The organism is Hafnia sp., assembly GCF_036648275.1.
Taxonomy (GTDB): Bacteria; Pseudomonadota; Gammaproteobacteria; order Enterobacterales; family Enterobacteriaceae; genus Hafnia; species Hafnia alvei.
Map to the genome: position 1 here is coordinate 1 of NZ_JAVXIQ010000037.1, position 26,901 is coordinate 26,901.

20 protein-coding genes, 1 pseudogene and 1 other annotated feature are annotated in these 26,901 nt (G+C 49.5%); of the genes and pseudogenes, 14 read left to right on the forward strand and 7 right to left on the reverse strand.

What is annotated here, in order from left to right:
- Positions 1 to 476: 476 nt before the first annotated feature.
- The 4 genes from pssA to trxC all read right to left on the reverse strand — a co-directional run bounded on the left by pssA (position 477) and on the right by trxC (position 5,919).
- Positions 477 to 1,832 (reverse strand): CDP-diacylglycerol--serine O-phosphatidyltransferase, encoded by a 1,356-nt coding sequence (gene pssA / locus RSC70_RS19410; RefSeq protein ID WP_040045444.1) that lies wholly within the window; start codon positions 1,830 to 1,832, stop codon positions 477 to 479.
- 147 nt (positions 1,833 to 1,979) lie between these two features.
- Positions 1,980 to 4,640, reverse strand: a complete 2,661-nt coding sequence (locus tag RSC70_RS19415; RefSeq protein ID WP_332543254.1) for a bifunctional acetate--CoA ligase family protein/GNAT family N-acetyltransferase — start codon at positions 4,638 to 4,640, stop codon at positions 1,980 to 1,982.
- Positions 4,641 to 4,684: 44 nt separating this feature from the next.
- Positions 4,685 to 5,377, reverse strand: coding sequence for a tRNA-uridine aminocarboxypropyltransferase (locus tag RSC70_RS19420; protein ID WP_025801389.1), 693 nt, complete (start codon positions 5,375 to 5,377; stop codon positions 4,685 to 4,687).
- A 110-nt stretch (positions 5,378 to 5,487) separates the two neighbouring features.
- The gene (gene trxC / locus RSC70_RS19425; RefSeq protein WP_025801390.1) at positions 5,488 to 5,919 is read right to left on the reverse strand and encodes a thioredoxin TrxC; all 432 of its coding nucleotides are present in this window, start codon (positions 5,917 to 5,919) and stop codon (positions 5,488 to 5,490) included.
- 339 nt (positions 5,920 to 6,258) lie between these two features.
- On the opposite strand from trxC, the gene RSC70_RS19430 reads away from it, so the two are divergent.
- Complete coding sequence (locus RSC70_RS19430) at positions 6,259 to 7,374, forward strand: tRNA/rRNA methyltransferase (protein ID WP_130998672.1); 1,116 nt, start codon at positions 6,259 to 6,261, stop codon at positions 7,372 to 7,374.
- A gap of 154 nt (positions 7,375 to 7,528) precedes the next feature.
- On the opposite strand, the gene arcA is transcribed toward RSC70_RS19430, so the two are convergent.
- The gene (arcA, locus tag RSC70_RS19435) at positions 7,529 to 8,245 is read right to left on the reverse strand and encodes a two-component system response regulator ArcA (protein WP_004089205.1); all 717 of its coding nucleotides are present in this window, start codon (positions 8,243 to 8,245) and stop codon (positions 7,529 to 7,531) included.
- A gap of 112 nt (positions 8,246 to 8,357) precedes the next feature.
- Here arcA and RSC70_RS19440 point away from each other — a divergent pair.
- The 6 genes and pseudogenes from RSC70_RS19440 (at position 8,358) to thrC (ending at position 14,701) form a co-directional block, all read left to right on the forward strand.
- Positions 8,358 to 8,506: pseudogene (locus tag RSC70_RS19440) on the forward strand (hypothetical protein).
- A 415-nt stretch (positions 8,507 to 8,921) separates the two neighbouring features.
- Positions 8,922 to 9,608, forward strand: coding sequence for a tRNA/rRNA methyltransferase (locus tag RSC70_RS19445; protein ID WP_040045440.1), 687 nt, complete (start codon positions 8,922 to 8,924; stop codon positions 9,606 to 9,608).
- A gap of 241 nt (positions 9,609 to 9,849) precedes the next feature.
- Complete coding sequence (thrL, locus tag RSC70_RS21075; RefSeq protein WP_071603088.1) at positions 9,850 to 9,933, forward strand: thr operon leader peptide; 84 nt, start codon at positions 9,850 to 9,852, stop codon at positions 9,931 to 9,933.
- Positions 9,869 to 9,992, forward strand: a sequence feature (Thr leader region). Its footprint overlaps the gene before it by 65 nt.
- A gap of 25 nt (positions 9,993 to 10,017) precedes the next feature.
- Positions 10,018 to 12,477, forward strand: coding sequence for a bifunctional aspartate kinase/homoserine dehydrogenase I (gene thrA / locus RSC70_RS19450; protein WP_332543260.1), 2,460 nt, complete (start codon positions 10,018 to 10,020; stop codon positions 12,475 to 12,477).
- A gap of 1 nt (position 12,478) precedes the next feature.
- Positions 12,479 to 13,408 carry a homoserine kinase gene (thrB, locus tag RSC70_RS19455; protein ID WP_040045438.1) on the forward strand — a complete coding sequence of 310 codons (930 nt, stop codon included), beginning with the start codon at positions 12,479 to 12,481 and terminating at the stop codon, positions 13,406 to 13,408.
- A 3-nt stretch (positions 13,409 to 13,411) separates the two neighbouring features.
- Positions 13,412 to 14,701: a threonine synthase gene (gene thrC, locus RSC70_RS19460; protein ID WP_063586445.1), complete on the forward strand. Its 1,290-nt coding sequence runs from the start codon at positions 13,412 to 13,414 to the stop codon at positions 14,699 to 14,701.
- A 50-nt stretch (positions 14,702 to 14,751) separates the two neighbouring features.
- On the opposite strand, the gene yaaA is transcribed toward thrC, so the two are convergent.
- Together yaaA and RSC70_RS19470 are read right to left on the reverse strand one after the other, a co-directional pair.
- Entirely contained in the window at positions 14,752 to 15,531 is a 780-nt protein-coding gene (yaaA, locus tag RSC70_RS19465) for a peroxide stress protein YaaA (RefSeq protein ID WP_332543263.1), read from the reverse strand.
- Positions 15,532 to 15,659: 128 nt separating this feature from the next.
- Positions 15,660 to 17,093 carry an alanine/glycine:cation symporter family protein gene (locus RSC70_RS19470; RefSeq protein ID WP_282814591.1) on the reverse strand — a complete coding sequence of 478 codons (1,434 nt, stop codon included), beginning with the start codon at positions 17,091 to 17,093 and terminating at the stop codon, positions 15,660 to 15,662.
- A 462-nt stretch (positions 17,094 to 17,555) separates the two neighbouring features.
- Here RSC70_RS19470 and tal point away from each other — a divergent pair, with 462 nt between their 5' ends.
- The 7 genes from tal to csiR all read left to right on the forward strand — a co-directional run bounded on the left by tal (position 17,556) and on the right by csiR (position 26,348).
- On the forward strand, positions 17,556 to 18,509 hold the full coding sequence (tal, locus tag RSC70_RS19475) for a transaldolase (RefSeq protein WP_332543265.1): 954 nt from the start codon (positions 17,556 to 17,558) through the stop codon (positions 18,507 to 18,509).
- A 308-nt stretch (positions 18,510 to 18,817) separates the two neighbouring features.
- The gene (gene glaH / locus RSC70_RS19480; RefSeq protein WP_332543267.1) at positions 18,818 to 19,795 is read left to right on the forward strand and encodes a glutarate dioxygenase GlaH; all 978 of its coding nucleotides are present in this window, start codon (positions 18,818 to 18,820) and stop codon (positions 19,793 to 19,795) included.
- 85 nt (positions 19,796 to 19,880) lie between these two features.
- A complete protein-coding gene (lhgO, locus tag RSC70_RS19485; protein ID WP_332543275.1) occupies positions 19,881 to 21,140 on the forward strand; it encodes an L-2-hydroxyglutarate oxidase in 1,260 nt (419 codons plus the stop codon).
- Between the two features lie 49 nt (positions 21,141 to 21,189).
- Positions 21,190 to 22,638 (forward strand): NADP-dependent succinate-semialdehyde dehydrogenase, encoded by a 1,449-nt coding sequence (gene gabD / locus RSC70_RS19490; protein ID WP_332543269.1) that lies wholly within the window; start codon positions 21,190 to 21,192, stop codon positions 22,636 to 22,638.
- Positions 22,639 to 22,711: 73 nt separating this feature from the next.
- Positions 22,712 to 23,995, forward strand: coding sequence for a 4-aminobutyrate--2-oxoglutarate transaminase (gabT, locus tag RSC70_RS19495; protein WP_332543271.1), 1,284 nt, complete (start codon positions 22,712 to 22,714; stop codon positions 23,993 to 23,995).
- Between the two features lie 142 nt (positions 23,996 to 24,137).
- Positions 24,138 to 25,538, forward strand: coding sequence for a GABA permease (gene gabP / locus RSC70_RS19500; RefSeq protein ID WP_043495449.1), 1,401 nt, complete (start codon positions 24,138 to 24,140; stop codon positions 25,536 to 25,538).
- Positions 25,539 to 25,667: 129 nt separating this feature from the next.
- Entirely contained in the window at positions 25,668 to 26,348 is a 681-nt protein-coding gene (csiR, locus tag RSC70_RS19505; RefSeq protein WP_332543273.1) for a DNA-binding transcriptional regulator CsiR, read from the forward strand.
- Positions 26,349 to 26,901 lie beyond the last annotated feature (553 nt).

Consider the following 26,901-nt stretch of genomic DNA (forward strand, 5'->3'; position numbering starts at 1 on the left):
TGGTAGTGTGGGGTCTCCCCATGCGAGAGTAGGGAACTGCCAGGCTTTAAATAAAACGAATAGGCCATCCGAAAGGATGGCCTTTTTGTTTTGTTTGAATGTTTTCGGTAAGCGTCTCGCTAGCGTTGGCCCGAAGGGCGATTCTAAGGATGAGACGAGTATTGTAGGGAATGGTCAAATGTTATCGAAAGAACCTCAGTCGAAATACTGGGGTTTTTTGCTATGGGGAATTTGAACGCAAATACATGGAATGTATTTTGTAACGCAGAAATCTATCTATTATCTTCATTGTCATGCCAGCTCCTAGAGTAATTAGATACTAAGTCTCTTATATATTAATAACGATAAGATAGAACCTTTAATGTCGCTAAGATTATTATCTGGCTGTCTAAATAATTAGGGAAAGGTATTTACCATAGGAGAAGTCAGACTATTTTAGATATAAAAAAACCTCCTAGAAGGAGGTTCTTATCTTATTAAAGAATTCGGCTTATTAGTCTATCAATACGAATTCTGCGTAGTCTTCTTATCAGCTTACGGACTTTCAGAGGATATTGCTGAATAGTTTCGAGCTCAAGATAGCTACGCACAACGTGGGTATTAGTACGGATGCATTCCAACTCTTTCTGACGTTGCTCATGCAGTTGATGCTTAGGATCGTGGATAAGTATTGCGTTCTCAAGATCGAGACGCCAAGCGCGCGGATTCAGGTTATTCCCCGTAATCAACTGCCATTGGTCATCAATCCACATGCCTTTTAAATGGTAGGTATTGTCTTCATCTTTCCATAGACGAACGGTCAGTTGACCATTGTCGACGAAGCGCTGTAAGCGGCTCATGAAACGGCGAAGATTTATTTCATAAAGATAGGGTAATGCGCCGATAATCTTGAACGGTTCATCTTCTGGAATATAGAAGTCATTTGCCTTCTTATCACCGACAATAATTTCAACCTGTTTCCCTTGGCGTAATAAATAAATAATATTACGCACCAACAATGCAGGCATGTTGAAATAAGGTGTGCACAGTGTGACTTTTTCTTCAGTGCTGCACATTAAGTGATGAATCGTTTTATTCAGAACGCTATGTTTACCTAGTCCTGCTAATGGCGTCACTGCCAATTCATCGTTGCCAGCGATTGCCGCAACATCATAACCACAGCTGCGTAAACCGTGGCGGAACTGGCGTGTTTCATTACGGATTTCAGGACTTTTAGGACGATCGTCACGATCGAGTCGTTGAACCGCTGGATCGGTCAAAAGCTTATTCTGAATATAAGCTGACATGGTATCAGCTAAGCGGCTGTTTTGGATGAAGTGATAGCGGTCATAACGATACTTATCGTGGCGATGTAGATATACATCGTTCAGACTTGCGCCGCTGTAAATCACTCGGTCATCAACAATGAACCCTTTAAGGTGCAAAACACCCAGTGCTTCACGGGTATTAACCGGAACGCCGTAGACAGGAACGGATACACCAGGATGCTGATCGGCCATAGCGCAGTACCAATCGGCGTTTGTATTTGTCGCCGCGGCGCCAATTCGTCCACGTTGTGCACGATGCCAATCGACGAGAACGTAGATTTCTAAATCTGGATGCTGCTGCTTTGCGCTATACAAGGCATTGAGGACATCGCGTCCGCCGTCATCGTTTTCCAGATACAGCGCCGTGATGTAGATACGGCGAGAGGCGTTAGAAATCGCGTCAATTAACGCCAGGCGAAAATCCTCTGGCGTAAACAGCGTCTGAACATCCTCAACTGTCTGGGGAAGTTTTGGCAGTTGTGCAAGGTGTTGTTGATGTTTCGTTCGTTTAAATTTAGACAACATCACAGTGCGCTTCTTCTCTCATCATTGTGTAGCAAAACGCTACATACAGTTATATTAGCCTATGGAATCGGGCGATAATAACACTACTTTCCATCTATTGCGTATGTTTTGCCTCGATTTGTCGCCATCCTCTCAGCAAAATTGCGTTTAAACCGGCAATGAATTGTTCAACGGCAAGCATAAATTGACGATGCCGTCTTCAATTTGAATATCGACCTTAAACCCCAGTTTTTTAGCGAGTCCAATCATTCCCTGATTGTTTGGCATCGTAATGCCAACCAGTCTTTCAAGCCCATGCTGAGTTGAATAAGCGATCAACTTACCCAACAGCGTCTTTCCAAGTCCTAAACCGTTACTGTCCGAGCGAACCAATACGGCAAATTCGGCTTCGAGATTGTCTGGATCGGATAACGCACGCGTTACCCCTATGATTGCATGTTTGCCTTGTTCCTGAATAACGGCCACGAAAGCCATTTCGCGGTCGTAATCGATTTGAGTCATCTTAGCGAGGTCTTCATGCGTAAATTCATTGATCTCGCTGAAGTAACGATAGTACAAATCCTCTTTGGTCACTTTCTGAATGAACTGCTGTAGTAAGGGTTCATCTTCAGGGAGGATGGGGCGCAGCAAGCAAGTCGCTCCGTTTTGCAATGTCACTTGTTCTTCAAGGTGCTGAGGATAAGGGCGTATGGCGAGCCTATTTTCAGCTAAACCGGAAAACGGGGTGAGCTGGAGTGACACGTCCAACAGCGTGAAATCTTCAGCAGAGGCCAGAACCGGGTGGATATCCAGCCGACTTATCTCTGGGCAGTCGACAATAAGATCGGAAACCTGCACTAGCAATTGGCTAAGCCCGTCAATATTAAGTGGCTGCAAAGGACTTCGGCTACGAATTTTACCGCCTTTGATCGCCTGCATAATCAGATATCGCGCTAAGGTCATATTCAGCGGTGGCAAGGCAACGGCAGCATCGTGGTCTGGGTTCCAAGCCCCTCCGCCTTCACCCAGCATAATTAATGGCCCAAATACGGGGTCTTGTTCGACTAACACTCGTAACTCTTGAGCACCCGCTCGGTTGGCCATGCTTTGAACTAATAGGCCGTGAATGCGCGCCTGAGGAAATGAATGCTTCACGCGATCAATAATGGCATTGGCAGCTTGTTCAACCTCGGTTGCATTACGCAGATAGAGCATGACCCCCTGCACATCCGATTTATGCGGGATATCCGGTGAACGGAGCTTTAATGCAACCGGATAGCCAACCTGTTCTGCGATATGCACGGCCTCGGTGCTGTCGTTGGCAATCCATGTTGGCAACGTTTGTAAGCCATAGCTGGATAAAATCGATCTTACTTCGTGCGTATCAAGGTGGTAGATCTCTTCTTTAAGCGCTTGCTGAATAAGGTCGTGAGCCTGAGTGGTATTCGCGATGAGGTCAGCTGGTAACGCCGGTGTTTCCATCAGTTGGCGCTGGTTACGTCGATATTCAACCATATGCATAAAGGCCGTAATTGCACCTTCAGGCGTTCTATAAGTCGGAATACCCGCTTCGCTAAATAACCTGCGCGCTTCTTGCGATGAATATTCGCCGCTCCAGTTAGTAAGCACCGAAATACGTTTGCCCCGTGGATGCTGTTTTAGCGTTTGAATAACCATTTCGGCTGTTGTGGTTGCTGGTGCTGCTGCGCTCGGTGCATGGATAATCAGCACCGCATCATAACTGTGGCTATCAAGTAAAATGTTGATGGCTGATTGATAGCGGGCTGGCGTCGCATCATCGCGAAGATCGATAGGGTTCTGTAGGTACACATCATCCGGCATTTTACTGCGCAACGCGGTGAGGGCGTCTTCATCTAGCGTGGCGAGCTTTCCATTACGCCGCAGCAGCTCATCCACCGACATGGCAGCAGGTGCCGCACCATTGCTGATGATCAGGATTTTCTCTCCTCGCAATGGATGCATATGGCTGAGCGTTTCTACCGCAGAGAAAAGCTCATGCGTATCTTGCACGCGTAACAGGCCTGCGCGTTGGATCGCGGCATCATAGGCTACATCTAGCCCTTGTACGCTGTTGAGCAGTTGCTGAGCCCGCGGGCTGCGGCCACTCTTGATGACCAGTATGGGTTTGTTTCTTGATGCGCTGCGTGCGGCTGACAGAAAGCGTCGGGCGTCATGCAGATGTTCTAGGTAGATCAGGATTGCGCTGGTCTTGCTGTCTCGAGCGAGAAAATCTAAAAGATCATCCACGTCAATATCAAGGCTGTCACCTAAGGCGATAAAGAGAGAAAAGCCTATTTCTCGTTGTTGAGCCCAATCTAAAATCGTGTTTGAAACGGCTGCCGATTGAGAAATAAAGGCCAGCTTGCCGGGAAGAATCGGCACTGGTGAAAAGCTGGCGTTTATTTTTTGCCATGGGGCCAAAAGGCCCAAGCTGTTTGGCCCCAATAAACGCACATTATGCCGTTGGGCACAGGCTTTTAACTCGGCAGATTGGGCATTTGGCGATGAGAGCACAATGGCCGCTCGGCAGCCTTTATCACCTAATGCGGCGATTATTTCTAGGTTGCGCTGGGCGTTGACGCACAGGATTGCCAGATCTGGGGCAAAGGGTAGGGATTCGATGTCAGCGTAGGCCAGTACGCCGCATACGGCCTGATAACGAGGAGTTACGGGCATAATGGGCCCAGAAAATCCTCCTTTAAGCAGGTTCTGCATCATTAAGTGGCCGTTACGCCCTACTTTATTTGATGCACCGATCACGGCGATAGACTTCGGACGTAACAACGATTCCAGACTGCGCTGACTCATAGCTAAAACTCCTTGCCGAAGCAGATAGCCTGAGTCTAATGCCTCTAGATATTTTCTGCAGCGACCTCTTCACGGTGATGAGGCTTACCTAGCAAATATTGACGGCGAAAATAGCTAAAGTGTTGTTGTAGCCCCTGAGCGGCTTCGTGATCGCCTGCGATATCTAATAGTGCAGCAGCGACTTCAGCGGTGCAGTGCTGCTCGTCACGGGCTGATTCTCGCAGCGTATAGTCACTCTCAAGCTTAGTTTCTAAAGAAAACACGGGAAACTTGTCGAGATAAGGGCTCTTGCGGAACATCTTTGTCGCTTCACGCCAGGTGCCGTCGAGCATGATGAATAACGGTGGCTTAGCCAAACTATCCTGCGGTAAGACTGATACAGCACGTTCAGGCGCATAAGATCCAGGGAAGACCACATAAGGTTGATAGTTAGGATCGTTTAATAGCGCCAGTAGTTCTGGATCAACTTCGGTTCTGGCCCATTGAAAAGCCGCTGTTTCAGGCAATATATCGGCAATCAAACGCCCCGTATTGCTAGGCTTCATTGGCTCGGTATCATACATCATCAGACAAAAGCGACTTTTAGCCGATTGGGTAGAAATGGTATCGCACAGGCAGCGAGTTTCAGGGAGTAAGCAACGCTGGCAGCGCGTTACGCGTCCTCCGCGAGTGAGGAAGGGTTTGGTCGCTTTAGCAAGACGTAGCTCGCGCAGGCGCAATACGGCGTTAGGGGACATCGACTTCTCTGATGAGGCAAAAGCGCTATTTTAAACAAGCAGACGGATAGGGTACAGCGGCGAAAGAGAAAAAAGAAAAGCCCAGCGTCGTGCTGGGCTTAGAATCGGGATTATGCTTTAGCAGCAAGCTGCTCATTCAGCCAACTATCGAAAGGCGCTTTTGGCATTGCACCACTTAACATGTCTACCAGTTGACCATTTTGGTACAGCATAATGGTTGGAATGCTGCGAATGCGGAAACGTGCGCTAAGTTCCGGTTCTGCTTCGGTATTGACCTTCACACAGCGGATCTGCCCTGCGCGTTCTTCTGCGACGTCTTCAAAAACCGGAGCAAAGCCCTGACACGGTCCGCACCATGGCGCCCAGAAATCAATGAGCACCGGTTGATCGTCTTGCAGAATTTTATCCAGCGTGGCTGAAGTCGCATTAATGACCTCGCCGTCGAACAACTCATGACCGCAGCGACCGCATTTAGCCTGATCCTCAATGCGCTCTTCCGGTAAACGATTGGTAGTTTGGCAGGATGGACAAACGGTATTCATGGGCAACCTCGGTATTGGGATAAAGAATCCGCGCTTTTCTACTGTAAAAGCAACGTTAATGTTTAAATTATGTTAAGCATTATCGTGTATAGGGATATTAATCACAATCAGGTTTCTTCAATGGTTATAATAGATATCAGCTTTTGTCGAAGCTTATATACCCATCATACTTCAAGCAGCATATGCGCTGGCTGAGCTTAATTACCCGAATCACTTACCTGTGTAAGCTTATCGGGATACTTTCTCTTATCGCCTTCCAGCAGCTCGAATTATTTTGGGTATAGCTTAGTGGTCACACATCAGGTAATCTTCGCGCCCTGCGCGTTGGTGGAGATAGCAATGAACGATTCTTTTAATGGCAAAAATGGCAAGGTCAAAGTGATGTACGTCCGCAGCGAGGACGACAACAAAGACCGTGACCAAAAATCACGTCCGGAAGGTAAAGGGCGTCAAGGTGAACGAGGTGGTCGTCAGGGCCGTAGTGCTCAGGATGGAGACCGTCGCAACGATCGCCGTGGTGGCCAAGGCCGTAGCCAGGAAAACGATCGCTCTCGCCGTCCTGCTGGTGCGAACCGCAGTGAAGGCCGTAGCGAAGGGCGTAATGAAGGCCCTTATGATCGTTCGCCTTGGAAAACGGTATCTCGTGCTCCAAATGAAGAAGATAAGCCCGATCATGGAGGTATCGCCGGTAAGAGCTTTATCGATCCTGAGCAGCTGCGTCGTCAGCGTGCTGAAGAAACCCGTGTTTACGGTGAGAATGCCTGTCAGGCGCTGTTTGCCAGCCGTCCTGATGCCATTGTCCGTGCATGGTTTGTTCAGTCTGTAACGCCACGCTTCCGTGAAGCGCTGCGCTGGATGGCGGCAAACCGTAAAGCCTATCATGTCGTTGATGATGAAGAGCTGACGAAAGCTTCAGGCACCGAACATCACGGCGGCGTTTGCTTCCTGATTAAAAAGCGTAATGGCCTCGATGCTGCTACTTATCTGAAAACAGCCGCAGACACCGATTGTGTACTGGCGCTGGAAGATGTGGGTAACCCGCATAACCTCGGCGGCATCATGCGTACCTGTGCGCACTTTGGCGTGAAAGGTTTGATGGTGCAAGATGCTTCTATGCTGGAGTCCGGTGCCGCAGTGCGTACCGCTGAAGGCGGCGCTGAGCACATTCAGGCGATTGATGCGGATGGTTTTGACGGTGCGCTGGATGAGTTCCGCCGCGCAGGTTACACCATCGTGACAACGTCCAGCCATAAAGGTACGACGCCGCTGACCAAGGCTTCATTGCCGAAGAAAATGGTGCTGGTACTGGGTCAGGAACGCGATGGTCTGTCTGAAACCGTGATGCAGAAAGGTGATTTAAGCCTGTCTATCGGCGGTACGGGTCAGGTCGAAAGTCTGAACGTTTCCGTTGCTACCGGTATTTTACTGGCAGAATGGTGGCGTCAAAACGCGTAATGCGTTGGATGCCAGTCAGACTTCAGGCTGTATGAGAAAGCGGGGCGAGCCCCGCTTTTTTGTGCCTGCCATTTGCGAATAAATAAAATCGTTAAACGATAGATAAGCAAAAGGCCGGATTATCCGGCCTTTTTGTCTATATGCGAAAGAAAGATTACTCTTCCAGATCGCCACAGAAACGATAGCCTTCACCGTGGATGGTCGCGATGATTTCCGGGGTATCTGGCGTAGACTCAAAGTGCTTACGGATACGACGGATTGTCACGTCAACGGTGCGGTCATGTGGTTTCAGCTCACGGCCAGTCATTTTCTTCAGCAGTTCTGCACGGGACTGAATTTTGCCCGGGTTTTCGCAGAAGTGCAGCATGGCGCGGAATTCGCTGCGTGGTAGCTTGTACTGTTCGCCGTTAGGGCTCACCAGTGAGCGGCTATTGATGTCTAGCTCCCAACCGTTGAAGCGATAGCTCTCAACCAGTTTACGCTCTTCTGTGCCGCCACCGAGGTTCATTGTGCGGGACAGCAGGTTGCGAGCACGAATGGTCAGCTCACGTGGGTTAAATGGCTTGGTGATGTAATCATCGGCGCCGATTTCCAGCCCAAGGATTTTATCCACTTCATTGTCGCGGCCGGTCAGGAACATCAGCGCTACATTTGCTTGTTCACGCAGCTCGCGAGCCAACAACAGGCCATTTTTACCAGGCAGGTTGATATCCATGATAACCAGATTGATGTCGAATTCAGACAGGATCTGGTGCATTTCTGCGCCATCATTGGCTTCATGAACGATATAACCTTCCGCCTCAAAAATACTTTTAAGTGTGTTTCGAGTGACGAGTTCGTCCTCGACGATAAGAATGTGCGGGGTCTGCATGTGTTTGCTACCTAAAATTGCCAACAAAATAGAAATAGGGAAGTACAGTAGTCTTGATTCCTAAAACATCAAATCGAGAGTGTGGCTGTTTCGATGATGTAACAACATAGAGATTCAACAGACTAAAGTACGTAAACTCGTTCTTGATGCACTTTCCATCAACGTCAACAACATCGCTAGGTTGGTCAGGGGATGTTACTCCCTACAGCCCCGGTGGTGCCAAAAGCGGCGCACATCCTAACCCTATTAACAGCAATATAACAGCACACACCGCAATTGCCATCCAACAAAACTACGCTTTGTTGACATATATCAAATCCAATTGTAGCACGTTAACAGATTTGTGAAAAACACTTACAAGTATGTGAGCTGGATAATGAAGTTAAGTGAGTTTGTTCCTGATTAAGCTCGGGAAAATCTCATATCTGAGCCGAACTTTATTCTATATTTATGTAAAATTTAATTAATTGATTATAAGAATGAATTTATTGAATTAGTGCTAAATAGCTTAGTCTTTGAATGTTTTTTAACTAAAATGCCTTTTTCCTTTTTTATCTAATAGAAAAGTCCGTACTTTTGTTAAATAAATGTAACTTTACAGCTAATGGAAAAACCCTTGCGAGCAGGATAAAGTGTGCACCTGTTTATTATTAATTGTTAAAAATCGGGCATTTCTATGCAAATTCATATCGTACTGGTTGCTCCAGCCAGACCTGAAAATATTGGCGCTGCGGCAAGAGCGATGAAAACCATGGGATTTTCATCACTAAGAATTGTTGATAGCCAAGCATACCTAGAGCCCGCCGCTCGCTGGGTTGCTCACGGTTCCGCTGATATTCTGGATAATGCCCAGCATTTCGACACGCTAGAAGCCGCATTGGCTGATGTGGATTTCACCGTTGCCACTACGGCAAGAAGTCGTGCCAGATTTCACTACTACTGTTCGCCATCCGAGCTTACGAATATTTTGCATGAAAAGCAGAGTTGGACATCCAACTGTGCGTTGGTCTTTGGGCGTGAAGAGTCTGGACTATCAAATGAAGAATTAGCCTTGGCGGACATTCTGACCGGTGTGCCAATGGTGGCCGATTATCCTTCGCTCAACTTGGGGCAGGCCGTAATGGTTTTCTGCTATCAGCTATCGTCATTAGTTCAGAACAGCGTGGAGCCAGAAGCTCTGGCTGAAGAGAATCAGCTGGTGGCACTGCGTCAGCGTGTGCACCGCTTGCTAGGAACGCTCGATGTTGCCGATGATCAAAAACTTACCGACTGGCTCGATCAGCGCCTTGGATTGCTCGCTAAGCGTGATACTTCTATGCTCCACACCTTGCTTCATGACATCGAAAAAATGCTGAAAAAATAGCCTGTCGAAGAAAAAAACTGAAAACGACGATTACTCGGCAAAGGTGGATAAATTTCTCTTAGATAACGTGCACGAAAAGTGTGACTCAGCGCACTTTTGCTGATGTGCTATTTTTCTATAGGTTTTTATGCTGTCGAGGTTATCGAAATGTTGCCGGTTAAAAACAGAATTTCGTTGACTTAGTTTTGCCTTTGCTTTAACCAATATAGGGCAGACACAAGAATTTATTGGACAGACAGAGATGCGTATTAGTTTTCATAACTACAGCCTGAACACCACAACAATTATTACCACCACCGATACGACATGTAACGGGGCGGGCTGACGCGTACAGAAAAAGAGAAAGAAAAAAGCCCGCACCTAAACAGTGCGGGCTTTTTTTTAAGCCTAATTCGGGAGAGTGTGACAAATGCGAGTGCTGAAATTTGGTGGTACCTCAGTGGCGAATGCAGATAGGTTTCTGCGCGTTGCTGACATATTAGAAAATAATGCCCAACAGGGGCAGGTTGCGACCGTGCTGTCTGCGCCGGCAAAAATCACCAACCATCTGGTCGCGATGGTTGAGAAAACCATTGCAGGGCAAGAGATACTGCCAAATATCAGCGACGCTGAGGCTATCTTTACCGATTTGCTGGCGGGTTTGCAGCAGGCCCAATCTGGTTTTGACGCGGGGCGTCTGAAGCAGGTGGTTGACGCTGAGTTTGCTCAAATCAAACAGGTACTTCATGGCATCTCTTTGTTAGGGCAATGCCCCGACAGCGTGAATGCGGCAATGATTTGTCGCGGTGAAAAGCTCTCGATTGCCATTATGGCTGAGTTGCTCAAAGCGCGTGGCTATGGCGTAACCGTCATTAATCCGGTTGAAAAACTCTTGGCTCATGGCGGTTATCTTGAATCAACCGTTGATATTGCGGAGTCGACTCGTCGTATCGCCGCTGACCCGATTCCAGCCGATCATATGGTACTGATGGCGGGTTTCACCGCGGGTAACGACAAAGGCGAGCTGGTGGTGTTAGGCCGCAATGGTTCTGATTACTCTGCTGCTGTACTGGCCGCCTGCTTACGTGCGGATTGTTGTGAAATCTGGACTGACGTGGATGGCGTTTATACCTGCGACCCACGCACTGTGCCCGATGCCAGATTGCTTAAGTCGATGTCGTATCAGGAAGCCATGGAGCTTTCGTATTTTGGGGCCAAAGTTCTTCACCCTCGCACCATCTCTCCTATCGCCCAGTTCCAAATTCCCTGCCTAATCAAAAATACCGCCAACCCTCAAGCGCCGGGAACGCTTATCGGACGTGAAAGTGGTTCTGACGGCCTGCCAGTGAAAGGAATCACTAACCTGAACAATATGGCGATGATTAACGTTTCAGGCCCAGGGATGAAAGGCATGGTCGGCATGGCGGCGCGCGTCTTTGCCGTTATGTCTCGCAGCGGTATTTCGGTGGTACTGATCACGCAGTCCTCTTCGGAATACAGCATCAGTTTCTGTATCCCGCAGGGCGAGCTAGATCGCGCACAGCGGGCGTTGAATGAAGAGTTCTATCTGGAGCTAAAAGACGGTCTGTTAGAAGCGTTGGATGTGACCGAGCACTTAGCGATTATCTCCGTTGTCGGCGATGGTATGCGCACTATGCGCGGTATCTCAGCAAAATTCTTCTCGGCTTTGGCGCGCGCGAATATCAATATTATTGCGATTGCTCAGGGCTCTTCCGAACGCTCGATTTCCGTTGTTGTCAGCAATGATTCAGCCACTACCGCCGTGCGCGTTAGCCATCAGATGTTGTTCAATACCGATCAGGTTATCGAAGTCTTTGTGATTGGCTCTGGCGGCGTGGGTGGGGCTCTGTTAGAGCAGATCCACCGCCAACAGTCATGGCTGAAGAACAAACATATCGATTTACGCGTTTGCGGCATTGCGAATTCCCGCGCGCTATTAACCAATGTGCACGGTATCGATCTTGCCCGCTGGCAGGATGAACTGGCCGATGCCAAAGAGCCGTTTAATCTTGGCCGCCTGATTCGTTTAGTGAACGAATACCATCTGCTAAATCCGGTAATTGTGGATTGCACGTCGAGTCAGGCCGTTGCCGATCAGTACGCTGATTTCCTCAGCAACGGTTTCCACGTCGTGACGCCAAACAAAAAGGCCAACACCGGTTCAATGAACTACTACCATCAACTGCGCCAGGCTGCCGCAGGGTCACGCCGTAAATTCCTCTACGACACCAACGTAGGTGCGGGGCTGCCGGTTATCGAAAACTTGCAGAATCTGCTGAGCGCGGGTGATGAACTGGTTCAGTTCTCTGGGATTTTATCGGGCTCTCTGTCGTTTATTTTTGGCAAGCTTGAAGAAGGAATGTCGTTATCCGCCGCAACGCTGGAAGCGAAAAAACTGGGCTATACCGAGCCCGATCCACGCGACGATCTGTCGGGTATGGATGTGGCGCGTAAGCTTCTGATTTTGGCGCGCGAGGCGGGCCATGTTATGGAGTTGGATGATATCGACGTGGAGTCGGTGCTGCCTGCTGATTTCGACGCCAGTGGAGATACCGCATCATTCTTGGCGCGTTTACCTCAGTTGGACGACCTGTTTGCGGCACGTGTGGCTAAAGCACGTGAGAATAGCGCGGTATTGCGCTACGTTGGACAAATTGTCGACGGTCGCTGTCAGGTCAAGATTGTTGAAGCCGACGGTAACGATCCGCTTTATAAAGTGAAGAATGGTGAGAACGCGTTGGCGTTTTACAGCCGTTATTACCAGCCAATTCCGTTAGTTCTGCGCGGCTATGGTGCAGGTAACGACGTCACCGCAGCCGGTGTGTTTGCTGATTTACTTCGTACCTTGTCATGGAAGTTGGGAGTTTAATATGGTTAAGGTTTATGCACCGGCCTCAATTGGAAATGTGAGCGTGGGGTTTGACGTGCTGGGTGCTGCTGTTTCGCCGGTCGATGGCCAGTTTCTTGGCGACTGCGTGAGCGTTGAAGCCGCTGATGCTTTTAGCCTAACGTCTAAAGGCAGCTTTGTGAGCAAGCTTCCGAGCGATCCGAAAGAAAACATTGTCTATCAATGCTGGGAGCGTTTTTGCCAAGAGATCGGACAAGAGTTATCGGTCGCTATGGTGCTGGAAAAGAATATGCCGATTGGTTCAGGGCTCGGTTCTAGCGCCTGTTCGGTAGTCGCGGCGCTGATGGCATTGAATGAGTTTGCTCAGCAGCCACTCGACCAAACCCAACTATTGGCGCTGATGGGCGAAATGGAAGGGCGCATTTCAGGCAGCGTGCATTATGACAACGTGGCCCCATGCTATCTCGGTGGCCTACAGCTGATTTTGGAAGAGAACGGTATTATTAGCCAAACTGTTCCCTGCTTTGATGATTGGTTCTGGGTTATGGCTTATCCGGGTATTAAAGTCTCGACCGCCGAAGCGCGAGCTATTTTACCGGCACAGTACCGTCGTCAGGACTGCATTAGCCATGGGCGCTATCTGGCTGGGTTTATACATGCATGCCACACCCGCCAGCCAATTTTAGCGGCTAAGTTAATGCATGATGTCATTGCAGAGCCTTACCGTACTCGCCTCTTACCTGGATTTGCTCAGGCCCGTCAGGCCGCTCACGATATTGGGGCTTTGGCCTGTGGAATTTCAGGCTCAGGTCCAACGCTATTTGCTATCTGCGATCGCCAAGATACCGCACAGCGCATGGCGCAATGGCTGCAAGAAAACTATCTGCAAAACGACGAAGGTTTTGTTCACATTTGCCGTCTGGACAATGCAGGCGCACGACGACTGGGATAACGCATGAAACTTTATAATCTGAAAGATCATAACGAGCAGGTCAGCTTTGCGCAGGCAATTAAACAGGGGCTGGGCAAAAATCAGGGACTATTTTTTCCTTTAGAGCTTCCAGAATTTGAGCTTACTGAAATTGATAGCTTACTGAAGCAGGATTTTGTGACCCGCAGCGCGAATATCTTATCCGCCTATTTGGCGGACGAATTTGCTCCAGAGGTTATCTATGATCGCGTGAAAGCGGCTTTTGCGTTTCCCGCGCCGGTTGCACAGGTGGAACCGGATATCGCCGCGCTTGAGCTGTTTCACGGGCCAACGTTAGCGTTTAAGGATTTCGGCGGGCGCTTCATGGCGCAGATGCTACAGGAAGTGGCGGGCAATGAGCCTGTCACTATTCTAACCGCCACCTCCGGTGACACCGGCGCAGCGGTAGCTCACGCATTTTACGGCTTAGAGAACGTGCGCGTTGTCATTCTCTACCCTCAGGGGAAAATCAGCCCGTTACAGGAAAAACTGTTCTGTACGTTGGGCGGAAACATCCAGACGATTGCTATCGACGGCGATTTTGATGATTGTCAGGCCTTGGTGAAACAAGCCTTTGATGATGAAGAGCTTAAAAATGCGGTTGGATTGAACTCCGCTAACTCGATTAATATCAGCCGTTTGCTGGCTCAGATTTGCTACTACTTCGAAGCCGTAGCGCAACTGCCTCAAGAAGCACGCAATCAGCTGGTGGTCTCTGTACCTAGCGGCAACTTTGGTGATTTAACCGCAGGTTTATTGGCGAAATCGCTGGGCTTACCGATTAAGCGTTTTATTGCGGCGACCAACGCCAACGACACCGTGCCACGGTTCCTTGCCACTGGTGAATGGCAGCCGCATAATACCGTGGCGACGCTATCGAATGCCATGGACGTCAGCCGACCAAATAACTGGCCGCGTGTTGAAGAGTTATTCCGCCGTAAGATATGGCAGCTCAAAGAGCTGGCTTATGGGCATGTCTCGGATGATGTGACGCGTCAAACGGTACGCGAAATGGCGCAGCTTGGTTATATCTCTGAGCCTCATGCGGCAATTGCCTATCGTGTTTTACGTGACACCTTGCAGCCGGGAGAATTCGGTCTGTTCTTAGGTACTGCGCATCCGGCGAAGTTTAAAGAAGTCGTCGATGAGATCTTAGCCAGCGATCTGCCTCTACCAGCAGAACTGGCAGAACGCGCCAATTTGCCTCTGCTCTCGCATCAAATGGCGGCGGATTTCGTTCCGCTTCGCGCCTTTATGATGCAGTGGGCAAAGTAACCAATTGAAAATAAGTGATAAAAAAACCGGCGATAAGCCGGTTTTCTTTTTTACGCTTCGTGACGTTTAAAAATCAGTTCGCTGCCTGATTTATATGGCTTCTCTTCTTCGAAGAAATACCCTTCTAAATTGAAATCTTTCAGTTGCTCAGGTTTGGTTAACTGATTCTGAATGATAAAGCGGCTCATCAGGCCACGCGCCTTTTTGGCGTAGAAACTGATGACTTTAAACTTGCCGCCTTTTTCATCTAAAAATACAGGCTTAATCAACTGCCCGTCTAACTTGGCAGGTTTTACAGCTTTAAAGTATTCATCAGACGCAAGGTTAATCAGCACGTTATCGCCTTGCGCTTTCAACTGCTGATTTAATTTCTCGGTGATCAAATCGCCCCAGAAACTATACAAATCATTGCCTTTGCCGTTATGCAGTTTAATGCCCATCTCCAGACGATACGGCATCATCAGGTCGAGTGGTCGAAGCAAACCGTACAGACCAGAAAGCATGCGCAAATGCTGCTGAGCAAAGTCGAAATCTTGCTCGCTAAAATCTTCGGCTTGCAGCCCTGTGTAAACGTCACCTTTAAAGGCCAAAATAGCCTGACGTGCATTTTCAGGCGTGAAATTCGGCTGCCATTCGGCAAAGCGTGCGGCGTTCAACCCTGCTAGCTTATCGCTGATTTTCATTAGGCTGCCAATCTGTGCCGGTGTTAATTCACGGCAATATTCCATGAGCTCAGCAGAGCGATCGAGCAGTTCAGGTTGAGTAAAGCGCGTTGTTGCCAGTGAGCTTTCATAATCCAGCGTTTTGGCAGGTGAAATAATAATCAGCATGGATTGATCCTGTTATGAGAGTTGTCTACTAATGTAACAAATTTAATCTCAAGAGGGGATTAATCAGTGTGATAGGGGCATCGTATTACATCGACGCCCCCTAATTTTTCGGGGAACTACTTTTTGAACTACTCAGATTTCGGTTTATCCCAAATGCCTGGTTCAACCTGCTGCTGAATTTCAGGGTACTGGCTGATATCAAAGGTTGGCAAGCGCCCGATGCTTCGCTGGTGGTTATAATCTTTGGCCAATTTCAGCGCTACACCGGAGAGCAGTAAAATTGCGATCAGGTTAGTAATGGCCATCATTGCCATGGAAAGATCGGCCATTTTCCATACCAGCGGCAATTCGGCGAGCGTACCAAACATCACCATGCCCAATGTACAACAGCGGAACAGCATGAGGCCGGCGGGATGGTTGTGCTCTAGGAAAACCAGATTGCTCTCAGCATATGAATAGTTGGCGATAATCGAGGTAAAACCAAAGAAAAAGATGGCGGTAGCAATAAAGATAGAACCCCATCCGCCCACCGAGGACGCCAGCGCTCGCTGGGTGAGCTCAATCCCGCTAATCGTACCCGGCGCGTGGTCTAATGCGCCAGATGAAAGAATAATGGCCGCAGTGGCGCTGCAGATAACCAGCGTATCGACAAAAACACCAAACATCTGCACGTAGCCTTGTGATGCCGGATGCGGCGGATATGGCGTGGCAGATGCCGCAGCATTAGGTGCTGACCCCATACCGGCTTCGTTTGAAAATAGGCCGCGCTGAATGCCTTGCGTCATGGCCTGCGCGATACCGTACCCGACTGCGCCAGCGGCGGCTTCCTGCAAACCGAAAGCGCTTTTGAATATCAACAAAAGGACTTCGGGCATGCGGCTCAGGTTATGTCCCACCACCCAGAATGCCAGCGCCAAATAGGCGATAGCCATAAATGGCACGATCAGTTCTGCCGTTTTGGCAATTGAACGTAATCCGCCAAAGATGATAGCGCCGCTGAGCAAAACCAAAGCGATACCGGCATAGAGTGGCTTAATGCCAAAGGCGACGGCAGTTGCTTGAGCAATCGAGTTAGACTGTACGGCGTTAAATACCAAACCAAATGCGATGATTAAGAAGATCGAAAATAGAACACCCATCCACCGCATACCCAGCCCTTTCTCCATGTAATAGGCGGGGCCACCACGGTAATTTCCCTGATCGTCTTTGGTTTTGTATAACTGTGCCAAGGTGCTTTCGATGAAAGAGGTCGCCATGCCTATTACGGCGACCACCCACATCCAGAAAACGGCACCGGGCCCGCCTGCGGTAATCGCAATGGCGACGCCGGTTAAGTTGCCTGTGCCAACGCGGGCGGCAAGGCTGGTACATAGCGCCTGAAAAGAAGAAATGCCTGAGCTGTCGGACTTATTACTGTTTTTTAGAACTGAAAACATATGGCCGAAATGACGAAACTGAATGAATCCGGTTCGGATCGTGAAAAAGATCCCCGTGCCGATCAAAAGGTAGATCAGCACCGATCCCCATAATATGTTGTTAATAAAGCTAATTAGATCCGTCAAAACGTACTCCTAGTGTTCGATAACATCGCGTCAGTGCATAAAAGCACAACGCAAATTTCACCGCGCCGATAATATTTTTATAGTGACAACAGGGCTTTGGTGTTGCGCAACTTGCGCAAATTTTGGGTCTGAAAAAACGGCAAGAATGTAACATAAGTTTGAAAAACGATGATGATTTATTCTCATTTCCGCCCATACGTTGTTTTTACCGAAGCCGAAAACGGTTGCCTCCTGTTTCTGCGTTAGAACCGATAAAAGTGATAGGTTTTATGACGAGTTTAGTGCATTGCGCAACAGTGGATGCGTGTTATTATCAGCTACAGGCACGTCATAAACCGCCAACAGTTCATGCACAATGGCGTTATTCACTTGAGAATATCAGTGTTATAGCTCGAAAAGTGACAAGCAAAACCATTGCTGCATCAATTCTGGTTTTATGCACCAATAATGGAAACGCTAAAAATGACCGATAAACTGACATCCCTACGCCAGCTGACCACCGTTGTGGCCGACACCGGCGATATCGCCGCAATGAAGTTGTATCAACCACAAGATGCAACGACCAACCCTTCTTTGATTCTGAATGCGGCACAAATTCCTGAATACCGTAAGCTGATCGATGAAGCTATCGCTTGGGCTCGCAGCCAGAGCAACGACAAAGCTCAGCAGGTTGTGGATGCTTCAGATAAGCTGGCCGTCAATATCGGTCTGGAAATTTTGAAACTGGTCCCAGGCCGCATCTCTACCGAAGTTGATGCGCGCATGTCTTACGACACCGAAGCCAGCGTTGCTAAAGCGAAACGTCTGATCAAAATGTATAACGATGCTGGTATCAGCAACGATCGCATCCTGATCAAACTGGCTTCAACTTGGCAGGGTATCCGCGCTGCAGAGCAGCTGGAAAAAGAAGGCATCAACTGTAACCTGACGCTGCTGTTCTCCTTCGCTCAGGCGCGTGCTTGTGCTGAAGCAGGTGTATACCTGATTTCTCCGTTTGTTGGTCGTATCCTTGACTGGTACAAATCAAATACCGACAAGAAAGAATATGCGCCAAACGAAGATCCAGGCGTTGTATCCGTAACTGAAATCTACGAATACTACAAACAGCACGGCTATGAAACCGTGGTTATGGGCGCAAGCTTCCGTAACATGGGCGAGATTCTGGAACTGGCTGGCTGTGACCGTCTGACCATCGCTCCAGCGCTGCTGAAAGAGCTGTCTGAAGCTCAGGGTGACGTTGAGCGCAAGCTGAGCTACACCGGCGAAATCAAAGCGCGTCCAGCGCGCCTGACCGAATCTGAGTTCTACTGGCAGCACAATCAGGACCCAATGGCAGTTGATAAACTGTCTGACGGTATCCGTAAGTTTGCCGTAGACCAAGGCAAACTGGAAAAAATGATCGCTGACCTGCTGTAATCAAGCCGTTCAGTTTATGAAACCAGCCTTCGGGCTGGTTTTTTACATTCTGGTAACACTGAATATACCTCCCTTCATTTTCATTCTAATTAAATTGTTTTATTTCATCATCTTAAACCATTTCCTCTAATTATCCCTGCGTGTAAATGTAAAATCATTGTGTATTGTTGATCACAAAAAATAAACATTTCTGCTTTTTTTATACGCAATTTTCCAAAATGTAGATATTTTTAAATTATGGCTACGAAATGAGCATGTCTGGAAATTGCTCTGCCGATAATAATTTTCTGCAATGAGGATACTTTCTGATGAATGCGTTAACCGCCGTAAAGCAGGATATCTCTGAAGCTAAAACCAAAGGGCAAGGCTTTACCGTTCGCCCATCGGCACAGTCGCCACGCATGCTTGAACTCAATTTCGATGCTGCTACCACACAACGCTTTTTAGAGCAGGTGGCTGAATGGCCCGTACAAGCGCTGGAGTACAAATCATTCCTGCGTTTTCGCGTGGCGAAAATCCTTGATGAACTCTGCGGAAATCAGCTTCAACCACTGCTGCTCAATACCATTCTGGCGCGAACTCAAGGTGCATTACTGATTGGCGCTGAGGGTATCGATCACGTTGAGCAGGCAGATGAAATGGTCAAAATTGCTACTGCGGTCGCGCATCTTATCGGGCGTTCCAACTATGACGCCATGAGCGGCCAGTATTATGCGCGTTTTGTAGTGAAAAACGTCGACAGTTCAGATAGCTATCTGCGTCAACCTCATCGCGTATTAGAGCTGCATAACGATGGCACTTTCGTGGATGAAGTGACTGACTATGTGCTGATGATGAAAATCGACGAGCAGAATATGCAGGGCGGTAATTCCCTATTGCTGCATCTGGATGACTGGGAGTCACTCAATAAATATTTCAGTCACCCGTTGGCGCGTCGTCCCATGCGCTGGACTGCGCCGCCAAGCAAAAATGTCACCCAAGACGTTTTCCACCCGGTATTTGATGTCGATGGACAAGGGCGTCCGGTAATGCGCTATATCGATCAGTTTGTTCAGCCAAAGGATTTTGAAGAAGGTAACTGGTTGAGTGAGCTATCAGATGCGCTCGAAGGCAGCCGTAATATCGTTTCGGTTCCGGTTCCCGTCGGCAAATTCCTTTTGATTAATAATTTGTTCTGGCTGCATGGTCGAGATCGCTTTACCCCACACCCAGATTTGCGCCGCGAACTGATGCGTCAGCGCGGATATATCAGCTATTCCACCTCGCACTATCAGGCTGGGCAATAAGCTTCGGCTTCATTTTTGATTAACCGAACGTGCTCTCGTTGGATCAAGAGAGCACGCAAGAGAGTTTGAGGAAGGAATGAGCCGGATGTATGACTTTGTGATCGTTGGCGGCGGCATCATTGGGATGTCGACTGCCATGCAGTTGATCGGCGTCTATCCAGATGCCCGCATTGTATTGCTGGAAAAAGAGGGCGGCCCTGCGTGCCATCAGACCGGCCACAATAGCGGTGTGATACATGCAGGTGTTTATTACACGCCCGGTAGTTTAAAAGCCAAATTCTGTTTGGAAGGTAATCGGGCGACCAAAGCCTTTTGTGATGAAAACGGCATTCGCTATGACACCTGCGGGAAAATGCTGGTGGCAACGTCCGAGCTAGAAATGCAGCGTATGCGCGCGCTATGGGATCGTACTGAAGCCAACGGCTTAGAGCGCTACTGGCTGAGCGCGGAAGAACTGCATGAACGTGAGCCTAATATTGTCGGGTTGGGCGGTATTCTGGTTCCCTCCAGCGGGATTGTCAGCTATACCGAAGTCACAAAGGCAATGTCAGATCGTTTCCGCGCCGCCGGTGGCGAGATCGTCTATAACGCGGAAGTTACCGCGCTGCGTGAACATGCGCATGGCGTGATCGTAACGACGACGATGGGTGATTATGAAGGATCTAACCTGATCACCTGTTCAGGGCTGATGGCGGATCGTTTGGTGAAAATGCTGGGTGTCGATCCCGGCTTTATTATCTGCCCGTTCCGCGGCGAATATTTCCGTCTAGCGCCGCAGCATAATCATATTGTTAATCATCTCATTTATCCGATCCCCGATCCGGCGATGCCGTTTCTCGGCGTGCATCTGACTCGCATGATCGACGGCAGCGTAACCGTGGGACCAAACGCCGTGCTGGCATTTAAGCGCGAAGGCTACCGCAAACGCGATATTTCACTGAGCGACACGCTGGAAATATTTGGTTCTTCCGGTATTCGCAGCGTGATGCGCCAAAACCTCAAATCCGGTCTGGATGAGATGAAAAATTCTCTGTGCAAAAGCGGTTATCTCAAACGCGTGCAAAAGTATTGCCCAAGCTTGACCAAACAGGATCTTCAGCCCTATCCCGCCGGAGTTCGTGCTCAGGCCGTTTCTCCCGATGGCAAATTGATTGACGATTTTCTGTTTGTGACCACCGCTCGCAGCATTCACGTCTGCAACGCGCCTTCACCGGCGGCAACCTCAGCGATCCCGATTGGCACGCATATTGTAGGCAAAGTTCAGGCGCTACTGGCAGGGCAGACCCATAACGGCCGCATTTTAACTGCGGCAATTAACGATAAGCCGTCTTTGGCAACCGTATAAACGTCATCGAATAACAAAAGCTAATTTACTGATGAATAAGGAATTCGCTATGCAACTTAACGACTCAACGCTTTTTCGCCAGCAGGCTTTTATCCAAGGAAAGTGGTGTGACGCTGAAAGTAAGAAAACCATCGAGGTGACAAACCCCTCTAATGCTCAGCTTTTGGGCACCGTGCCCAAAATGGGGGCAAATGAAACGCGCACGGCGATTGAAGCGGCTAATCAGGCGTTGCCGGCATGGCGTGCGTTAACGGCCAAAGAGCGTGCGACGATCCTGCGCCGCTGGTTTGATCTCATGATGGCTAACCAAGACGATCTCGCCAAGCTCATGACGCTGGAACAGGGCAAACCGTTGGCTGAGGCCAAGGGTGAGATCGCCTATGCCGCCTCTTTTATTGAGTGGTTTGCCGAAGAAGGTAAGCGCATTTATGGCGATACCATTCCAGGCCATCAGGCAGACAAACGCCTTATCGTGATCAAACAGCCGATTGGCGTTACCGCTGCGATCACCCCGTGGAATTTTCCTGCGGCAATGATCACGCGCAAAGCCGGGCCAGCGCTTGCCGCTGGCTGCACCATGGTGCTTAAACCCGCGAGCCAAACGCCGTTTTCAGCATTGGCGCTTGCGGAGTTGGCCCAGCGCGCAGGGATACCCGACGGCGTATTTAATGTGGTAACCGGCTCGGCCAGCGAAGTGGGAAATGAACTCACGGGCAACCCGTTAGTGCGCAAACTCTCGTTTACCGGATCGACCGAAATTGGCCGTCAACTGATGCAACAGTGCGCCAAAGACATCAAAAAAGTTTCGCTGGAGCTGGGCGGGAATGCGCCATTCATCGTGTTCGATGATGCTGATTTGGATAAAGCGGTTGACGGTGCGCTGGCCTCTAAGTTTCGTAATGCGGGACAAACCTGTGTATGTGCAAACCGCCTATATGTTCAGGATGGGGTTTATGACGTTTTTGCTAAAAAGCTACAGGCTGCGGTTGAAAAACTCACGCTGGGCGATGGCTTAGCGCAGGGCGTAACGACTGGCCCGTTGATTGATGAAAAAGCGGTGGCGAAAGTGAAAGAGCACATTGAAGACGCGCTGTCGAAAGGGGCTCGCATTATTACCGGCGGCCAGCCGCACGAATTAGGCGGCAATTTCTTCCAGCCCACTATTTTAGTGGATGTTCCTGCGAGCGCCAAAGTTGCCAAAGAAGAGACTTTTGGCCCGCTGGCTCCGTTATTCCGTTTTAAAGATGAAGCCGATGTGGTTGCGCAGGCCAATGATACTGAATTTGGCTTGGCGGCTTATTTTTATGCGCGCGATCTCAGCCGCGTATTCCGCGTTGGCGAAGCGCTGGAGTACGGCATCGTGGGGATCAACACCGGCATTATTTCGAATGAAGTTGCGCCTTTTGGCGGGATCAAAGCCTCAGGCCTTGGCCGCGAAGGCTCGAAGTATGGCATCGAAGATTATCTCGAAATCAAATATATGTGCATCGGCTTGTAAATAGAACTGACCTTACTTTTTAACACCAACAGAGCGGCATCAGCCGCCTACCCGAACACTGAGAGGACACCTGATGAGCACGAATAAAGAACTGATGCAGCGCCGCAGTAACGCCATCCCACGCGGCGTGGGGCAGATTCATCCCATTTTTGCCGAGCGAGCAGAAAACTGCCGCGTATGGGACGTCGAAGGACGTGAGTATCTGGACTTTGCCGGTGGGATTGCGGTTCTGAATACGGGTCATTTGCATCCAAAAGTGGTGGCTGCGGTTGAAGCTCAGCTGAAAAAACTGTCGCATACCTGTTTCCAAGTGTTGGCGTACGAACCGTATTTGGAACTGTGCGAAATCATGAACAAGCGCGTTCCGGGAGATTTTGACAAGAAAACGCTGTTGGTGACGACGGGTTCTGAAGCGGTAGAAAACGCGGTGAAGATTGCCAGAGCAGCCACCAAGCGCAGCGGAACCATCGCTTTTAGCGGCGCTTATCATGGGCGTACTCATTACACCTTGTCGTTGACCGGCAAAGTAAATCCTTACTCAGCGGGTATGGGATTAATGCCAGGGCACGTATTCCGCGCTTTGTATCCTTGTGAATTACATGGCGTCCGCGACGATGATGCTATCGCCAGTATTCATCGCATCTTCAAAAACGACGCTGCACCTGAAGATATTGCCGCCATCGTTATCGAACCGGTGCAGGGGGAAGGGGGATTCTATTCAACGTCACCTGCCTTTATGAAACGCCTGCGCGAACTTTGTGATGAGCACGGGATCATGCTGATTGCCGATGAAGTGCAAAGCGGCGCTGGGCGTACCGGAACGTTATTTGCGATGGAGCAGCTCGGCGTTGCTGCCGATCTCACCACCTTTGCGAAATCTATCGCGGGTGGTTTCCCTCTCGCTGGCGTGACAGGCAAAGCCGAGATTATGGATGCCATCGCGCCGGGCGGTCTGGGCGGAACCTATGCCGGTAGCCCAATTGCCTGTGCGGCAGCGCTAGCGGTGCTTGAAACCTTTGATGAAGAAAATCTGTTGCAGCGTGCCAACGATGTGGGACAGAAACTGAAAGAAGGTCTGCTCAACATCGCTGAAACTCATCCTGAAATTGGTGATGTGCGTGGTCTTGGCGCAATGATTGCGATTGAGCTGTTCGAAAACGGCGATGTGCATAAACCGAATGCCAAACTGACGGCAGAAGTGGTGGCTCGGGCGCGTGATAAGGGGCTCATCCTGTTGTCATGCGGGCCGTACTATAACGTGCTGCGTATTTTGGTTCCGCTCACGGTGAGTGACGCGCAGATCAAACAGGGTCTGGATATTATCGCCGAATGTTTTACCGAGGCTAAGAAAAACTAAGCGCAACGAGGTGCTTGTGGTTATGCGAGTAGCACCCGTCATAAAGGAAGTCTGATGGCTAAATAATAACAATGCGCGTGCTCCGGCGCGGGAATGCCGGAGCGCTCTCCCTAAGTGCAAAACTTTCGAGAGGGTTCGAATTATGGGTCAGATTGCAGAAACAAACTCGCTGGGAGGCGGGCTGAAGTCCCGCCATGTCACCATGCTGTCCATTGCTGGTGTTATCGGCGCTAGCCTATTTGTTGGCTCAGGCGTTGCGATTTCACAGGCGGGGCCAGCGGTATTATTGTCTTATCTTTTCGCCGGTTTGCTGGTGCTGTTGATTATGCGCATGCTGGGTGAAATGGCGGTGGCGTCGCCGGATACCGGCTCCTTCTCAACCTACGCCGAACGATCTATCGGCAAGTGGGCAGGATATACCATCGGTTGGCTCTACTGGTGGTTCTGGGTTTTGGTGATCCCTTTGGAAGCCAATATTGCCGCTATCATTCTTAACTCTTGGCTCCCTGTGGTGCCTATCTGGCTATTTTCCCTGCTCATTACCGTGGCATTAACCGGCAGTAATTTGCTCAGCGTTAAAAACTACGGCGAGTTTGAATTTTGGTTAGCGCTGTGCAAAGTGATCGCCATTCTGGCCTTTATCGTGGTTGGGGCCATTGCTATCACCGGATTCTATCCGCACGTTCAGGTCAGCGGCGTATCTCGACTTTGGGATCACGGCGGCTTTATGCCAAATGGTTTTGGGGCAGTGATCAGCGCCATGTTGATCACCATGTTTTCTTTTATGGGCGCGGAGATCGTAACGATCGCGGCGGCTGAATCAGATACCCCAGACAAGCATATTGTGCGGGCGACCAACTCCGTGATTTGGCGTATTGCGATCTTTTATCTGTGTTCGATCTTTGTGGTGGTGGCGCTGGTTCCTTGGAACGCGCCGGAGCTGAAAACCGTGGGATCTTATAGCTCGGTGCTGCAACTGCTGCATATTCCTCATGCCAAATTGATAATGGACTGCGTGATCCTGCTATCGGTCACCAGCTGTTTGAATTCCGCGCTGTATACCGCTTCGCGCATGCTCTATTCACTGAGCCATCGCGGTGATGCGCCAGCCTTCATGGGAAAAACCAACCGCAGTAAAACGCCTTATGTGGCGGTTTTATTGTCTACCGGCGCGGCGTTTTTGACGGTCATTGTTAACTATTATGCCCCCGCGAAGGTGTTTAATTTCCTGATAGCCAGTTCTGGCGCGATTGCTTTGCTGGTGTATTTAGTGATTGCGGTTTCTCAACTGAGAATGCGTAAGATCCTGTTAACGCAAGGCAACGAGCTTAAGCTTAAAATGTGGCTGTATCCCTATCTGACATGGACGGTGATCCTGTTTATCACCTTTGTGTTAGTGGTGATGATGTTTAGGCCAGAACAGCGTATTGAAGTGGTTTCTACCGTGCTGTTGGGAATTGGCATCATCTGTACTGTGCCGATCATGACTCGCTGGAAGGCGCTGTTTCAGTGGCAAAAACAGCCTCAGCAGAGTTTGAGGTAACGAAGGGGCTTGCTAATAATCTTGATGCGCCGGTTCGGTCAGTACTGAAACGGCGCATTTTCGTATAAGAGATCCTGCAACTTTGGTAGGTTATTCTTTTTGCTTCGTGGCTATTTGGGAGCTATGCCTATGACCGCCTCTTTACCATATTCCACGTTTGACGGTTATCAATGGCTGAAAAGAGATATTATCCGCGGTATTTATCAGCCGGATGAAAAGTTACGTATGAGTTTGCTGACGAGCCGCTATGGGCTGGGTGTTGGCCCGTTACGCGAGGCACTTTCACAGCTGGTGGCAGAACATTTGGTGACGGTGGTTAGCCAAAAAGGCTATCGCGTTGCCTCGATGTCGCAGGCCGAGCTGCTCGATATTTTCGATGCCCGAGCCAATATGGAATCGATGCTGGTGCAGTTGGCGATTGAGCGCGGCAAAGACGATTGGGAAGCTGAGATCCTTGCGCGTTCCCATATGCTTGCCAAACTAGAGGCCAGTGATGCCAGCGAAGATTTGCTGGATGAATGGGATCAACGTCATCAGGCATTTCACACGGCGATTGTTGCCGGATGCGGATCGCAATACCTGCTGCAAATGCGAGCCAGATTGTTTGATCTCGCGGCGCGCTACCGCTTCATTTGGCTGCGAGAAACCGTGCTTTCCGTGGAGATGCTAGAGAATAAACATCATGAGCATGATGAACTGGTGAAGGTTATTTTGGCTCGTGATGGAAAGCGAGCCGGTGAGCTGATGCGGCAGCATTTGCTCACGCCGATACCGATTATTCGGGAGGCAATGGGGCGGAAGGGGGCATAAGTGTTTTAGATATGGGGTAAGTTACGTCCGCCTAAGACACTGAACTCCATATTTAAACTGTGCAGGCGTACGTGTCGGAGGGCTCAAGCGCCGCCCTCCGACGCCTCAGCTTGGCACTGCTCTTTGGCCTGCTTCGCAGGTTTCCTCGTTTTGTCATTTCGGTTTTGGCGGAACATTCGGGAGGCAATGGGGGGAATGGGGCATAAGTGTTTTAGATATGGGGTAAGTTACGTCCGCCTAAGACACTGAACTCCATATTTATACCGTGCGGGCGTCCGTGTTAGGGGGCCAATCGCCGCCCCCTAACAACCCGGCTTGGCACCCCCTTCCAGCCCGCTACGCGGGTGCCCTCATTTCATCATTCCGGTCTTAACGGAACGAACGGCAATCGCCATCCTGGCTCCTCCGTTCTTTCGCCGACGTCCCTGTCGGCGAATCCTAACCTGCATGATTCACTCGGCTGTCCGGTAATGTGCCAGATAAGGTCAAACCCAAAAGACAAAAGACAAAAGACAAAAGACAAAAGACAAAAGACAAAAGACAAAAGACAAAA